Genomic DNA, 15,304 nt, shown 5'->3' with positions numbered 1-15,304 from the left:
CAGACAAGTTAGGCGAAGGAACCGACCGCGTCCACCAAAGCTTGCATGGATTCGACGCGCGCCTGCGGGGTGATGCCATGGCCGAGGTTGACGACGAAGCCCGGGCGGTCGCGCATGCTCTGCACCAGTTCGCGCGCGGCGGCGGCCACGTGCTCGGGCGGCAACGTCATCAGCACCGGGTCGAGATTGCCCTGCACGGCCACGTCGGGGCGGAGCTGGCGGGCGTATGCCGGGAGGTCGACCGTCCAATCGAGCCCGAGGCAGCAGGCACCCGTCGCCACGAGATTGGCCTGCTGGTGCGCCATGCCCTTGCCGAAAAAGATCACTGGGTAGCCCTCCGGCAGTGCCTGGATCACGCGCCACACCCAGCGCAGCGAAAGATCCGTATAGAGATTGCCCGGGCAGGCGGCGGCCCAGGAGTCGAAAATCTGAATTGCATCGGCCCCGGCCTCCACTTGCATACGGCAGAGCTCGATCACGGCATCGGTCACGCGCGTCATCAGACGCTCGAAAAGAGGCCGGTCGCTATAATAGAGAGCCTTGATCCGCGCGTAGGTATCGCTTGAGCCGCCCTCGACCATGTAAGTGGCCAGCGTCCAGGGCGAGCCGACGAAGCCCAGCAGCGCCGTCTCCGGCAGCTCGGCCCGCAGCAGTCGGTGGGCGGCGGGCATGTAGGCGAGGGCCTCACGCACGTTGCTGGCCGGCTTCAGGCGGTCGATGTCGGCGGCGGAATCGAGGCGGAAATCCATCGCGATGCCCCCCTCGTCGCGGAAACGGTAAGGCTGGCCCAGTGCCTCGGGGATCACGAGGATGTCGCTAAAGAGGATGGCCGCATCCAGCGCGAAGCGGCGCAGCGGCTGCAGCGTCACCTCCATCGCGAGATCAGGCGTCTTCACCATTTTCAGGAAGCCATGTTGCGCCTTCAGTTCCCGGTATTCGGGCAAATAGCGACCGGCCTGGCGCATCACCCAAAGGGGAGGGCGGTCCACCGGTTGGCAAGCGAGGGCGGCGAGCATGCGTTCGCGGGAATTCATTGTGCGCGCATGTTCACGGGTAGCGCTGCAATCTGGCAAGGCGGAAGTGCTTGCAGCCTGGATTTAAGCCCGGGCGATGGCGTAGAGGATCGTTTCCTCGCGGTGGATCGTGTAGTGGCCGAGGCGAAACTCGTAGAAGGGGAAGTTGTCGCGCAGGTATTGGGGGATCTCGTAGAGATCCTGCGGCTTGTGGTAGAGGGAGATCGCGAGCTTGGGCTTGAAGCGCTCGATGGTCTGTCGCGCGCCCTTGAGGCCCGCCAGCTCGGAGCCCTCGATGTCGAATTTGATGAAGTCGACCCGCTCGATCTGCCCTTCGGCGACGAGGCGGTCGATCGTGCGCAGCGGCACGGGCTGGTCCTGCACATTAAACCCAGCCCAGTAGCGGTTGAGGCGCATCGGCTCGGCATCCACGTCTGTCTCGGAGATGCCGTAGGGAAGCAGCGAGACATTTTGGAAGCCATTTTGCGTCAGGTTGTGCTGGATCACGTCGAGGTGGTCCGCCACCGGGTCGAAGGCGTAGACGCGCCCCTCCGGGCCCACGATGTCGGAGAAAATCACGGCCGTGTCTCCCGTGCACGCGCCGCCGTCGATTACGTGGTCCCCCGCTTCGGGCGCGATCCGCAGGCCATTGTCTTCGTAGAAATACTGGCGGCGGAAGATGACGGGCTCCAGGTGCATCGAGTCCATGCGGTAATGCCGGCCCCGGTAGGTAAAATCGTAGTGCTTGAGCCCGCCAAAAAGCCCGCTGAGGGCCAGAGTGGAAGGTTGGGGGCTCTCTGCCTGTCGGTATGCTTCCAACTCCGCCGTCTGATCGCGCCAGGGGAGGGGGATCTTCACGCTCAGGTGCCCGCAGAGGCGATAGAGCACCAGAAAGAGGAAGAGGCGCTTGGAAGCGTCGTCGCCCAGCTGCTGATAGGTGGCGAAGAGCAGCGGATGGGTGCGGAAAAACCAGTCGAAATAGAAGACATGGTCCGCCACGTTGAAATCGAGCGCATGGTCCTTCCCATCCACATTGAAGCGGAACGCGTCGAAGTTGTCCGCATGGCGGTTGATCTTGAGCGAGACCAACGCATTGAACAGCGTTACCCGGTAAAAGTCCGCCGCAGTGGAAGGAAGTTGTTCGAACATCGTGTTTTGTTGATCGACCGGCAACTGCGGAAAGTAAAGCTCTCTTTGCCCCAAAAGGCCGCCTCGGCCCTCCGATTATGGCGGCAGAAATTGCCGGGCGAGATCGTCCAACTACAGCCTTGCTTCGCCCGCCCGGTTCCTGCATTCTGGCCCTTTTGTCTCTGAACTTATACTGGCATGCCGACCATCGCCCACATCCGCAATATTGCGATCATCGCCCACGTTGACCACGGCAAGACGACCCTGGTGGACCAACTCCTGCGCCAAGGCGGCGCCTTCCGTGAAAACCAGCAAGTGGCTGAGCGAGCCATGGATAGCATGGATCTCGAACGCGAGAAGGGCATCACCATCAAGGCCAAGAACACTTCCGTGCACTGGCGCGACTACATCATCAACATCGTTGATACCCCTGGCCACGCCGACTTCGGCGGCGAGGTGGAGCGCGTGATGAAGATGGTCGACGGCGTGCTGCTGCTCGTCGACGCCTACGACGGCCCGCAGGCGCAGACCCGCTTCGTGCTGCGCAAGGCGCTCCAGCAAGGCCTGCGCCCGGTCGTGGTGATCAACAAGATCGACCGCGACAACAGCGACCCGCACAAGGTGCACGATCAGGTGCTCGAGCTGCTGATGGAGCTGGAAGCGACCGAAGAACAATTTAATTGCCCGTTCATCTACGGCAGCGCCAAGAACGGCTTCATGGTCCACGACCTCAACGACGAGCGCAAGGACATGATCCCGCTCTTCGAGACCATCGTCGAGGCCATCCACGGCCCGGAAGCCGAACCGGAACAGCCGTTCAAGATGCTCGTGAGCAACATCGACTGGAACGACTACGTCGGTCGTGTGGCGGTGGGCAAGGTAGCCAGCGGCCGGATCCAGGCGGGCGATCAGATCTACGTCTTCGATCGCGAAGGCAACAAGAAGCGCACCAAGATCACCAAGATCTTTACCTACAGCGGCCTCGCGACCTCCGACTCTTTGGCTGGTGAAGCCGGTGACATTATCGGCCTCGCCGGCTTTGAAGACGTCGACATCGGCGTGACGCTCGCCGCCGATGAAACCGCCGAGCCGCTGCCGTTCGTCGAAATCGACCCGCCCACCATCTCCATGATGTTCGCGGTCAATGACGGCCCGCTGGCTGGCCAGGACGGCAAATACGTCACCTCCCGCCAAATCCGCGACCGCCTCGCCCGCGAGCAGAAGATCAACATCTCCCTGCGCATCAGCGATGGCGAATTTGGTGGCACCTTTGAAGTCGTGGCCCGTGGCGCCATGCAGGTGGCCGTGCTCGTCGAAACCATGCGCCGCGAAGGCTACGAAGTGCTCGTTTCGCGCCCCAAGGTCATTACCCGCAAGGACGAGCAAGGCAACACGCTTGAGCCGTACGAAACCCTCTGGGTCGAGACGCCCGACGACTGCCTCGGCGGCATCCTCAAGTCGCTCGCTGGCCGCAAGGCCCGCATCGACAACATGATCAACCACAAGCTCGGCACCACGGTAGAGTGCTACCTGCCGACGCGCGGCTTGATCGGTTTCGAATTCGACCTGATGAACCTGACGTCCGGCCGCGCCGTGATGTCTCACCTTTTCAAGGACTACGGCAACTGGGCGGGCGAAATCAATACCCGCCTCACCGGCACCCTCGTCTCCATGGACACCGGCGAAGCCACCGGCTACTCGCTGATGGCCCTGCAAGAGCGCGGCAAGCTCTTTGTCGGCCCGGGCGACATGGTTTACGAAGGTATGGTGGTCGGCGAAAACCCCCGCAAGGAAGAGATCCCCGTCAACCCGACCAAGGCCAAGAAGCTCGACAACATGCGCGCTTCCGGTCGCGACGACAATGTCCAGCTCGCCCCGGCCCTCCGCTTCTCGCTGGAGCGCGCGCTGGAGTACATCGCGGGCGACGAGTTTGTTGAAGCCACGCCGAATTACCTGCGCCTGCGCAAGCGCATCCTCAACTCCAACGAGCGCCGCAAGGCCGAAAAGCGCGAAGCTGCGCTCAACGCCTAGCGCCTGTTGCGTTCATAAGCATTTGCAGAGGGAGCCCACCAAGGGCTCCTTTTTTTGTGCCCGGGAGGGAAGATCAAGCGCGCGTCAGGCGGAGTTTTATGAAACCTTCTGGACGAGTGGCGGGAATCGGCTGCCGTTGGCGCATATACCCGTGAAGCACCCAATCGGTTCTGTGCCCGCACCTTGGCTCCTGAGGCACGACGGACATGACCGAGACTTCATGTTCACTCACATCCTCTGCTTATGACCCCCAATCTACAAACCCAAGCCCCGGGTTTTCCGCGTTCCCCCCGGAAAGCCGCGCTTTTTTCCCTGTCTTTCCTTCTGGCCCTCGCGGCCGGCGCCAACCTCACGCTGGCCCAGACCGCCAGCAACGAAACGCCCGACGACGACCAGGTCTTCGAGCTGGAAGAGTTCGTCGTCACCGGCATGCGCGAGAGCATGATCCAGTCGATCGAAATCAAGCGCGGCTCGTATGAGATGGTCGACGCGATCGTGGCGGAAGACATCGGCAAGTTCCCGGACAACAATCTCGTCGAAGCCCTCCAGCGCGTCTCCGGCGTGCAGGTGACCGACCGTGCTGGCGGCGAAGTCTCCACCGTATCCATTCGCGGCCTCAACGACGTCAACACCACTATCAACGGCCGCAACATCTTTACTTCTTCCGGCCGCCACGTCTCCTTGCAAGACATTCCGGCCAGCCTGCTGCACCGGGTCGACGTTTACAAAACCCGTTCCGCCGACCAGATCGAGACCGGGATTGCCGGTGTGATCGACATCAGGACCCACCGGCCTTTCAACTTCGACGGCTTCAAGGCCGTGGTCGCGGCCCGCGGTATCTATCAGGAGCAGGCCGATGAGTTCGACCCCAACCTCAGCGCGCTCATCAGTAACACCTGGGAACTTCAGGGTGGGGCTCGCCTCGGGGTACTCTTCAATGTCTCCTATGCAGAGACGAACTACCGCGACCAAAGCGTGACCCCAGGCGCTGCCGTGCCTTTCGTAAATGGCACCCCTCCCGCCCCGTGGACACCTTATGAGCGTATTTTCCTCGAACGTGAAGGAGTCTCGCCGATCGTGGAAGGGGGCGACCTGTGGGAGCCGGGCCTGGACGCAGGCCTGCCCTATGCAGAAGGCTCCACTTTGCCCATGATTATCGACGGCCAGACCGTGCAGGTGCCCTACCTGCTGAGCCGCGATGCGATTTTCCAGAGCGATCTTCTCGGATCCCGCGAACGTCCGGCAGGCAACCTTTCCATTCAATACGCCCCTAATGATTGGTCAGAATACGTCTTCGAGGCGTTTTATAACGGTTATCGTAACGAGACCAGCAACTCGCTGCTCTTCTCCTTTGCAGACTGGTGGGGAGCACTTGGCGACGATCCAGAAGTCGAGCTCTACCCGGGGACCAATATTATTAAGTCGCGCAGAGTCGGAGCTCCCTACGGCTTTACTAGCGGTGATATTACTCGCAGCGAGACCGACAGCTATCTCTATGCTGTAGGCGGGCGCTGGGATATCGGCGATAACCTGACGCTGAAGTCCGAGATTACATACCAAACCAGCGAATTTAAAGAGGAATTCTTTGGTATGCGTTTCGATCGGGTCTTCGATTCCATCGATATTGATTTCAATAGTAAGGGCGGCCTCCCTGCTTTCAGTTTTGGGGATAACCCAACCACTGCCGCTGATGAAAGTTCTCTCACCGACCCGTCGCTGTGGACTGTAGCCCAATTGTACGATAACTCGGTCAGGCACGAAGGCGAAGCTTGGACCTATACCACCGATGGCGACTACAAGCTCGATTGGCCTGTCCTCGAATCGCTCAAGTTTGGGGTTCGCTACGATGACCGCAGTGCCTCGGAAGCAGATCGACCGCAAGCTGCAGTGCCATTCCTTGGGCAGCCGCTGAGCAGTTTTCCAGAGTTCGGTAGTACCAATAGCGGATTTTTCGATGGGCGGGCTGATATTCCCAGTAGTTGGCTCTCTGCTGATGGCGATTTCATTTTCGACAACCGGGAGGCTATCCGTCAGCTCTATCGGAACACGTTGGACGATCCGACTATTTACAATAATCCTATTGAGAAGAACTTCGATGTAGAGGAAGCCACCACTTCTGCCTACCTCATGTCTACTTTCGCAACCGAGCTGTTCGGACGGAAGCTGGACGGGCAGTTCGGTGTCCGTTACGTCACCGTCACTACCGATATGCAGTTTGGGGAGACCGTCAGTGTTGATGTTGAGAAATTTCTCCCCAGTGCTTCGGTCCGCTACAGCCTGACGGAAGATCTCCGTCTCCGCCTGAGCTACGGCGAAACGTTGCGACGTCCGAATTTCAGCCAGTTGAATCCAAATCTTAACTTGGTCGACGACGTGACCAACATTGGTTATGGTGAGGCTACCAGCGGTAACCCTTATCTTGATCCAACGACGTCGAAAAACTACGACATCTCCCTTGAATACTACTTTGGCGAAGGCAATGCCATCTATGGCACTTGGTTCAAGCGCGAGGTTGAAGGTTTGGTGGAGACTTTCCGCAGTCGCATCATTGCGCAGAATGCCCAAGGCGAGGACTATCCTTATATCCTCACACGGCCTGATAACACCTCTGATGGCACCTTGGATGGGTTTGAATTTGGTTTGATCTATTTCCCGGAGAGCCTGCCTTCAGTCCTCGATGGTTTTGGAGTGCAGGCGAGCCTTACACTGCTTGATTCGGAGCAGACCATCCCTGTAACCAATAATCAAGGGGAAGTCGTGAGGGAAGATCGCAGGCCATTTTTCGGCGTTTCCGACACTTCCTATAGTGTTGTGCTCGCCTATGAGCGTGGCCCGGTGAGCGCCCGCCTGGGCTATGTCTGGCGAGACAACTTCATGAACGAGTATGAGGCTCCCCAGTTTGCTAACCCCAGAGGCGTTTACCGCACTCCCGACAAGAGCCTCGACCTGCAAGTCTCCTGGGCGGTGACGGAAGCGCTGACGGTGACCTTCGACGCGACGAACCTCACGCAGGAGACCTTCCACAGCTATTACGAAGACGAAGACCTCTTCAACTTCGGCAACTGGATCGTCAGCCGTACCTTCGCGGTCGGCATGCGCTACGACTTCTAGTCGCGCAAACGCCTGGAACTGACTTGAGAGCAAGGGCGACCCTGTGGTGGGGTCGTCCTTTTTGTTACTGGTTGGCATCGTGGGCTCCACTCCCAAAGATGTGGAAGAGCCATGAAGCACGCCTATCCCTTTACGCCCCGCGCTCAGGCCGCTCCCGTTCGCATCTGGGGTAAGGACCTGGAGCCGGAGTCGTTGCAACAGATCGCCGACGCGGCCGAGCTGCCGATTTCCGTTCGTGGGGCCCTGATGCCGGATGCCCACCTCGGTTACGGCTTGCCCATCGGTGGGGTGCTGGCGACAGAAAACGCCGTCATCCCCTACGCCGTGGGGGTCGACATCGCCTGCCGCATGAAGATGACCGTGCTGGACTTGCCGGTCGAGACGCTGAAAGACGAAGTGGGCCGCAAGCGCCTGCGTGATGCCTTGGAGCGTGAGACCCAGTTTGGGGTGGGGGCCAAGTTCAAGCGCCGCCACCTACATGACGTAATGGACCGCGACTGGAGCGTATCGCCGATCACCCACCAGAACAAGGACCGCGCGTGGGGCCAGCTTGGGACCAGCGGGAGCGGTAACCACTTCGTCGAGTTTGGAGAGTTGATCATTCAAGACGCTCGGGCGGGGCTGGCACCGGGGAAATACCTGGCGCTGCTCTCGCACAGCGGAAGCCGTGGGACCGGGGCGGCCGTCTGCGACCATTACAGCAAGCTGGCCAAGAGCCAGCACCCGGACATCCCGGAGCGCCTCCGCTTCCTCAGCTGGCTGGGGCTGGATACGCACGAAGGGCAGGAATACTGGGCCGCGATGGAGCTGATGGGGCATTACGCCGCCGCCAACCACGCCTGCATTCACCGCGCAATGGCCGGCAACCTGGGGGCCGAGGTGCTGCTCGACCTCGAAAACCCTCACAACTTCGCCTGGAAGGAAGTGCACGAAGGCCGCGAGGTGGTCGTGCACCGCAAGGGTGCCACGCCCGCCCACGCGGGCGTGCTCGGCATCATCCCTGGCACCATGGCCAGCCCCGCCTACATTGTAATGGGCAAGGGGCAGCCGGAATCCCTCTGCAGCGCCTCACACGGTGCCGGCCGCGTGATGAGCCGCACAAAGGCCAGGAAGTCGCTCAACTGGGCCGATGCTCGCCAGCTCCTGACCGAGCGCGGGGTGCACCTGATCTCAGCCGGACTGGACGAAGTGCCGTTTGTCTATAAGGACATCGACGAAGTGATGGCCGAGCAGCAAGACCTCGTCGAGACCTTTGCGGCCTTCCACCCGCGGATCGTCAAGATGGCCCCGGCCGGAGAACGCCCGGAAGATTGAGCCTGAAAGTAATCGAGGTGAGCGTCATCACGCCCACCTCTTTTTTGCGCTCGTTATTCAGCTGCCGGGAAGGGTCTTCCAGAGTGACGTCGCTCTACGATGAGTGAGAGGTTTCTTGTGGGGCGGGATACGCAGCAACCACGAGCCGGTGGGGCCGCGCGCCCGCCTGCTCGGCGTGGTAGCGGGAGGCGAGTTCTGAAACTGCTTGCGTCAGTTCTTCGGTAAAGGCGGTGCGCTCGGCAGGCGAGCGGAAGCGGATGACGGTATCGAGCGAGAAGGTAAAGAGTCGTTTGTTTTCCTCGTGCGAGCGACGCCACAGTCGCCCGACCTCCTGCACCATGCGGGAAGCCAAAGCTACCACGTAGCTGGCCAGCAGCTTGTCGGGGCGCCGCTCGGGGGCCGGGGCCAAGTCGCCCAAGGCGGCGGGCGAGATAATGTAGGTCGAGGCGCTGGCTACCAGCACCCGCTCCGTGATGCCTCCCCATTGGCGGGATTCGGCGGGCTCCACCAGCTTGTGCTCTTCCAGCGCCTTGAGGTGGTAATTGACTTTTTGCCGCGTCAGACCCACGCGAGGCGCCAATGCTGCCGCCGAGGCAGGCGCACGCAGCTCGGCCAGAATTCGGGCCTTGATGGGATCCATTGTCAAGGAGGCGGCCACGGGCTCTTCAATCACCTGAAGATCTAGCATCCCTCTAAAATGGGCCGACAAAATAATCTGTCAATGTTGGTTAGGACCAAAAAAGAAGCGGTTCAGAGATCTCCCTGAACCGCTTTGAATCCTGCTGAAACCTTCGTTATTCCACCGTCTCCACGCGCAGGCGGAAGTAGCGGGCGCTGTCGCTGGGTGCGGCGACTTCTGGCAGGGCCACCTTACCGGCAGCGTTGTCCGAGCCCGCGCTCGACCACAGTTGATGGGGCCATTCGGCCATGGTCGGGTCATCGCTTGCCTCGATGTAGTAGCGCAAGGCCGGGTCGGCGATGCGGTCGAAGCTCAACGAAAGCATGCCGTTGGCTGATGAGGCCTGCAGCGCGCCATTGGCGTCGGGCACCATCGGATCGGTCCCGGTGGCGTATTCGATCAGGTTGGGCAGGCCGTCGACATCGGGGTCGGCATCCTGCGCGGCCACCGCCGGCAGGGGATTCGCCCCAAAGTGCGTGATCACCCATTGGGCCCAGTCGGTCTGTGAAGAATCCCCGTTTTCGATCATCACGGTGAGCGATTGCAGCTGCGCGGTCTTCACGTCGGCATTCAGCGGCGTGATGGCAAAGACGCCGAAGGTCAGGTCGCTCTGGCCATTGAGGAAGGTCGCTTCGCCCGTCGTCGGGTGGGTGGAAACGCCATCGACGAAGTAGGACCACGCGCCGTTCTGGCGCGCAATCACCACCGAGAGGCCGTCACTGACGTCGATAAAGCTCGAGAAATGTGCACCTGCGTCTTGAGTGCCGGGCGTGTGAGCCGAGTAGGCCTGCGGAGCATCCAGAAGGATGAAACCGGCGCGGGTGACGTTTGTGCTGGCCGTGCCGACGTAGAGGCCGAGCTGGTCCACAAATGCGAAGCCAACGACCGGGGCAAACTCAGCCCGGATCACGAAGTCCTGATCGCCGGTAAAGCCGAAGTCCGAGAGCCGCAGACCCGGTGCAGAGAGCCCCGCCATGCCCGCCTGACCCGCAAAGTCGGCCTGGCTGGAGCGGATTTCCAGCACTTCGGCGGTGGTGTCGAGGTTCAGTTTCGGGTCGTGGGTAGCGAGGGTGCCTCCGGTGCCGCCAAGGCGGGTGGTGAAGCCGGTGGGCGTGCCGTCCTGATCGAGAATGCCGCCCGTGGCTTCGCCGGTGAAGGTGACGGTCGACTGCGCCACGTCGATCGGCGCGCCCACATAGACGTTGAACGTCACCTCGTCCGTATATTCCGGCTCCAGCACGTCATGCGCTTGCGCGCGGATGGTAAAGGTCTGGCCCTGCTGGCTGAGGAGTGGGGTAAAGGTCAGTTGCCCCGTCAGCGGGTTGATGGTGGTGCCGGCAGGGGCTTCGCGCAGGGCATATTCGAGCACATAGGGCGTATCGTCCTGCCGGTCGCTGAGCACGAGGTCGAGCGTCTCGCCGATGCCGATGGCTTGGGCCGCGACGGGCGTCAGGTCGATGGGCGTGTAGGGCGCGCTTCTCTCCGGGATCGCCACCGCGCTGCCCCAGATGGCGGCGTTGTTGGGCGCCAGCGCGGAGAAGGTATCGACCCACATCCGGTTATCGTCGTCCCACATCCGGCAGACGACGCCCTTGTAGGCCACACCGCCCATCGTGATCGTGATGTAGTGATCGCCGGACAAGCTCCAGGTGCCGCTGGTGCCGGAGAGCGTGCCGTTGGCCAGCAGCTCGACCTCAGTCGAAGTCTTGACCGTGGTGGAGACATCGGTGCCGTGATGGATCACCTTGTAACTGCCGGCGATGTCGGCTGCCGTGTAGGTACCGATGGTTTCACCCGCGTAGCGATGGGGCGCCACCACGGGCCAGCCGTCTTCGCTAAAGAACACCTGATGTACGCGCACCTCGTGCTGCTCGTCGCGCCCCACAAAGCGGGTATGGAAGACGTTGAACCACTTGCCCGTGGCAGCATCGTGCAGCACGGAGTTGTGACCGGGCGAAACATATCCGCGGCTGGTGGTGTAGGGCTCACCCTCCGCATGCAGGAATTGGTAATTGCCCATCAGCTTGGCCCCGTAGGGTGCAATGGAGACATCGTCGAAGATCGTGCCCGCAGCCCCCTTGGCTGCGATCATATCCTGGCCTGCCGCATCGAAATAGGGGCCTTCGGGGGTCGTCGAACGCGCCACGCGGATATTGTAAGCCCCGTCGGCTCCCAGCCCGCCGAAGGAGACGAACATGTAGTAATACTGGGTCTCCGGGTGGTAGACCACATAAGCCCCTTCGATCCGGGCATGGTTGCCGCCCATGATCTTGGTGCCGTAGCCTTGACCATCGAGCTGCACGCCGGTGTTGCGGTCCATCTCCATCACAAAGATGCCGCCCGAATAGGATCCATAGGCCATCCAGAGTCCGCCGCTTGGGTCGTTGAACATTGCAGGGTCGACCGCATGCGGGTGGCGTGTGGCGTCGTAGATGGTGCCGTCGGGGCTTACCTGCCCCCACATGCCCGAGCGCAGGAGGACACCGCGATCGGTGTAAGGACCCAGTACGGTGTCGGATTCGGCAATTCCGGTAAGGCCCCGCGGCGACGAGCCTTCGGACGCGCAGTAGTAGTAGGCCCAGGTGCCGTCGGGTAGCTGGTAAACATCGGGAGCCCACAGCGTATCAGCGCCAGTCCAGTCAAAGGCTTCGGACAGCTCCGTGAAGGGATCGGGAAAGAGCGGGTTGCCGACCGCGACGTGGGTCGAATATTGATACCAGTTTATCAGGTCGGGCGACCAGGCGGAGGCGGCGTGCGAGCCGAAGACGTAATAGTATTCGCCATCCTGCACAATGGAAGGGTCGTGGACCGATGCGGTGCTGCTGAAAATGGGCACGGGTGCCGCCGACAATGGCAGCGGAGCGCAGGCCAATACAGCCAGCGCCTTGAAACGGTGGGAGTCCATGGGGGGGAGTGAGGGGGGAGGTGAGCTCTTCGGGCCCACGCAAGGTGCGCGCAACGGTTGCAAGGGGTGCGACCGCCTTCTTTGGGGAGAGGCCCGTCACCCTCCATGCGCCATTTACGCGCCGCCTCCGCCAATCGATGGGGAGGTTTGGGACCCCGCATCACGCTTCCCAGGCTTCCCTGCCCTCAAAGCGCTTCCGCAATTACTTCGGCCACATGCTTGGGTTCGCGGTCGGTCAGCTGCAGGATCTGCTCGCGACAGGAGAAGCCGTCGGCGATGATCAGCGTATCTGGCTTGGCTGCACGCACGCGTGGCAAGAGCACGCGCTCGCCCGCCGCCACCGACACTGCGTAGTTGTCGGCCTCAAAGCCAAAGGAGCCCGCCATGCCGCAACAACCACTGTCGAGCACCTCGAAATCCAGCCCCAGGCGCTCCAGCAGCTTCTGGTCGTGGTGGAACTTCAAGATAGATTGGTGGTGGCAGTGGCGATGGACCAAGGCCTTGCGCCTGATCTGAGGCAGCGCCGCATCGGGCACCATTTTTTGCAGGAACTCCGCCAACGTGAAGACGCGCTTGCCGAGGCGTCGGGCATCCTCGTGGTGGGGGAAGAGATTCTGCAGCTCGTCACGAAAGACCGTGAGGCAACTCGGCTCGATGCCGACGATCACGCTGTCGTCCTCCAGTTGTGGGCGCAGCACCTCCATCGTCTGGAAGAGTAGCTTTTTTGCGCGATCGAGCAGGCCGTAGTCGTAGAGCGGTCGACCGCAACAGAGCGTCTGCGGCGGCAGCACGACCCGGTAGCCTACGTGCTCCAGCACCTTGACCATCGCCTGCGCCGTATGGGGGAGCAAAAAATTGTTGAAGGTGTCCGGCCAGAGCAGCGCGACAGGGCGGCTGGCGGCATCTGTCGGCTCCCGATGCTCCTTTTCAAACCATGCGCGGAAGGTCTGGCGGGCAAAGCGCGGCATCTGGCGCTCGGTGGCGAGCCCTGCGGTCTTTTTGGCCAAGGTGGAAATCCCAGGGGCCTGCGTCATAAAGTTGGCCAGCCCCGGCAGCTTCGAAGCCAGGCGCGCCCACCAGTAGATGTAGCCCATGGCGTAGGCCGGGCGAGGGCGCAGACGGCCCTCGTAGTAGTGACTCATAAACTCGGCCTTGTAGGTGGCCATATCTACATTCACCGGGCACTCGCTCTTGCAGGCCTTGCAGGCGAGACAAAGGCTCAGGGCCTCGTGGACGGTGTCGTCTTTCCAGCCGTTCTGGCCGATCACATCGCCCTGCAGCAACTCGAAAAGCAGGTGGGCTCGCCCGCGCGTGGCGTGCTGCTCTTCGCGCGTTACCATGTAGCTGGGGCACATCGTCCCGTTTTCCGTCTTGCGGCAATTGCCGACGCCCACGCAGCGCAAGGTGGCCTGCGCAAAGCTGCCGTCGTCCTGCGGAAACTTGAAGTGCGTTTTGGGCTCGCGCGGCCGGTAACCGGCACCCAGTCGCAGTTTGCTGTCGAGCGGGTAGGGGTCGACGACCTTGTGCGGGTTCATGCCGTTATCCGGATCCCACAGCGCTTTGAATTCGGCGAAGGCTTGGATCAACTCCGGGCCATACATCTTTTCCAGCAGTTCGGCCTTGGACTGCCCGTCGCCGTGTTCCCCCGAGAGCGTGCCGCCATAGCTGACGACCAGATCCGCACCTTCTTCGAGGAACCGGCGAAACTTTCCGATCCCTTGCTCGTCCTTGAGCAGGAAGTTGATGCGCGTATGCACGAGCCCTTGCCCAAAGTGGCCGTAAAAGGGCCCGTCGTAGTCGTATTTCTGGAAGAGCTTGCGGAAGTCGCGCAGGTAATCGCCCAGTTTCTCCGGCGGCACCGCCGTGTCTTCCCACCCCTCCCAGGTGTCGTCCTGGTGGGGGATATGTGCGGTGGCGCCGAGACCGGATTCGCGGCCCTCCCATACCCGCTTTTGCTGCTCCGGGTCGTCAAACAGCGCGGTGGAAGGCGGCGTTTTTTGCTTCTGCAACGCCTGCTCCAGTGCGCTTGCTTTCTGCTTGGCCTCGTCTCGCGTATCGCCTCCAAATTCTACAATCAGCCAACCGTGGCCGTCGGGCAGATACTGGATGTCTTCGGTGTGCAGGTCGTTCACCTCCATATCGCCGAGCAGGCGCTGGTCCATCCCCTCGCAGGCCATTGGGCGATGTTCCATCACCAGCGGCACATGGTCGGCGGCGGTGGCGATATCGGGGAACCCCAGCACCAGCATGGCCTTTTCTTTCGGCTCGGGCAACAGGCGCACCTTGGCGCTGAGCACGACCACACAGGTGCCTTCGGTGCCGCAGAGGGCACGGGCGACGTGGCAACCGTGCCCGGGTAAAAGATCGTCGAGGTTGTAACCCGAAACGCGGCGCGGGATATCGGGGAAGCGTTCGCGGATCAAGCCTCCATACTGGTCGCGGATACGCTTGAGGCCGCCATAGATCTCGCCGCTGCGGCCTCCGGCTCGGATCTTTGCGTCAAGTTCCGGCTCGGGGGTGCGGCCGACGGTGAGGCGCAGGCCATCGTAAGTGAGCACTTCCAGCTCGATCACCTGATCGCTCGTCCGCGCGCCCTCGCCTTCAAAAGCCGCCAGCACGCTGTGGGTGCCGCAGGCATTGTTGCCGATCATGCCGCCAAAGCTGCAGTTGTTGTGCGTGGAAGGGTCGGGCCCAAAGCGCAGACCGTGCGGCTTCACCTGATGCTGCAGCGTGTCGAGCACACAACCCGGCTCCACCCGGGCCCAGCGCTCCTCCACATTTACCTCCGTTACGCGATGCAGGTATTTTGAGAAATCCAGGATCAGCCCATGGTTGGCCGTCTGCCCGGCCAGCCCGGTTCCCCCGCCCCGCGAGGTAATTGCCACCCCCATCTCACGCGCGACCTCCAGCGTGTGCACCACGTCGTCGACCGTTTTGGGGATGACGACTCCAAGCGGTGGCAGGCGGTAGTTGGAGCTGTCTGTCGCATAGAGCGCGCTGGCTCCTGGCCCCAGGCGGACTTCGCCCTGCAGCTTCTGCTTCAGACGATTGCTGAGGCGGACCAGGTCGACGGGCGGCCGGTTGACGAGGGCTTCGGGTGAGGCGGCGGGTGGCTGGGCCATA

At 61.7% G+C, this 15,304-nt stretch carries 8 protein-coding genes; 3 read left to right on the top strand and 5 right to left on the bottom strand.

Features of this window, described 5'->3' with window-relative positions:
* Positions 1-8: 8 nt before the first annotated feature.
* Both hemE and Q7P63_07440 read right to left on the bottom strand, forming a co-directional pair.
* Positions 9-1,034: a uroporphyrinogen decarboxylase gene (gene hemE, locus Q7P63_07445; GenBank protein MDP0499921.1), complete on the bottom strand. Its 1,026-nt coding sequence runs from the start codon at positions 1,032-1,034 to the stop codon at positions 9-11.
* Between the two features lie 63 nt (positions 1,035-1,097).
* Positions 1,098-2,162 carry an FkbM family methyltransferase gene (locus tag Q7P63_07440; protein ID MDP0499920.1) on the bottom strand — a complete coding sequence of 355 codons (1,065 nt, stop codon included), beginning with the start codon at positions 2,160-2,162 and terminating at the stop codon, positions 1,098-1,100.
* Between the two features lie 177 nt (positions 2,163-2,339).
* On the opposite strand from Q7P63_07440, the gene typA reads away from it, so the two are divergent.
* From typA to Q7P63_07425, 3 genes are all read left to right on the top strand, one after another.
* A complete protein-coding gene (typA, locus tag Q7P63_07435) occupies positions 2,340-4,172 on the top strand; it encodes a translational GTPase TypA (protein MDP0499919.1) in 1,833 nt (610 codons plus the stop codon).
* 243 nt (positions 4,173-4,415) lie between these two features.
* Positions 4,416-7,283 (top strand): TonB-dependent receptor, encoded by a 2,868-nt coding sequence (locus Q7P63_07430; GenBank protein MDP0499918.1) that lies wholly within the window; start codon positions 4,416-4,418, stop codon positions 7,281-7,283.
* A gap of 111 nt (positions 7,284-7,394) precedes the next feature.
* On the top strand, positions 7,395-8,597 hold the full coding sequence (locus tag Q7P63_07425; protein ID MDP0499917.1) for an RtcB family protein: 1,203 nt from the start codon (positions 7,395-7,397) through the stop codon (positions 8,595-8,597).
* 94 nt (positions 8,598-8,691) lie between these two features.
* Here the strand turns inward: Q7P63_07425 and Q7P63_07420 are convergent, their stop codons facing one another.
* The 3 genes from Q7P63_07420 to Q7P63_07410 all read right to left on the bottom strand — a co-directional run bounded on the left by Q7P63_07420 (position 8,692) and on the right by Q7P63_07410 (position 15,303).
* Complete coding sequence (locus tag Q7P63_07420; GenBank protein MDP0499916.1) at positions 8,692-9,285, bottom strand: helix-turn-helix domain-containing protein; 594 nt, start codon at positions 9,283-9,285, stop codon at positions 8,692-8,694.
* A gap of 106 nt (positions 9,286-9,391) precedes the next feature.
* Positions 9,392-12,181 carry a glycoside hydrolase family 43 protein gene (locus Q7P63_07415; protein MDP0499915.1) on the bottom strand — a complete coding sequence of 930 codons (2,790 nt, stop codon included), beginning with the start codon at positions 12,179-12,181 and terminating at the stop codon, positions 9,392-9,394.
* A 185-nt stretch (positions 12,182-12,366) separates the two neighbouring features.
* Positions 12,367-15,303: an FAD-linked oxidase C-terminal domain-containing protein gene (locus tag Q7P63_07410; protein ID MDP0499914.1), complete on the bottom strand. Its 2,937-nt coding sequence runs from the start codon at positions 15,301-15,303 to the stop codon at positions 12,367-12,369.
* Position 15,304 lies beyond the last annotated feature (1 nt).

It is taken from the genome of Verrucomicrobiota bacterium JB022 (genome assembly GCA_030673845.1).
In the GTDB taxonomy this organism is placed as follows: Bacteria; Verrucomicrobiota; Verrucomicrobiia; order Opitutales; family Oceanipulchritudinaceae; genus WOUP01.
The sequence above is the reverse complement of the archived record's forward strand: the minus strand, read 5'-3'. Positions and strand labels throughout refer to the sequence as shown.

Coding starts and splice junctions, on each gene's coding strand:
- hemE (MDP0499921.1), bottom strand. CDS start 1,034: ATGAATTCCCGCGAACGCATGCTCGCCGCCCTCGCTTGCCAACCGGTG.
- Q7P63_07440 (MDP0499920.1), bottom strand. CDS start 2,162: ATGTTCGAACAACTTCCTTCCACTGCGGCGGACTTTTACCGGGTAACG.
- typA (MDP0499919.1), top strand. CDS start 2,340: ATGCCGACCATCGCCCACATCCGCAATATTGCGATCATCGCCCACGTT.
- Q7P63_07430 (MDP0499918.1), top strand. CDS start 4,416: ATGACCCCCAATCTACAAACCCAAGCCCCGGGTTTTCCGCGTTCCCCC.
- Q7P63_07425 (MDP0499917.1), top strand. CDS start 7,395: ATGAAGCACGCCTATCCCTTTACGCCCCGCGCTCAGGCCGCTCCCGTT.
- Q7P63_07420 (MDP0499916.1), bottom strand. CDS start 9,285: ATGCTAGATCTTCAGGTGATTGAAGAGCCCGTGGCCGCCTCCTTGACA.
- Q7P63_07415 (MDP0499915.1), bottom strand. CDS start 12,181: ATGGACTCCCACCGTTTCAAGGCGCTGGCTGTATTGGCCTGCGCTCCG.
- Q7P63_07410 (MDP0499914.1), bottom strand. CDS start 15,303: ATGGCCCAGCCACCCGCCGCCTCACCCGAAGCCCTCGTCAACCGGCCG.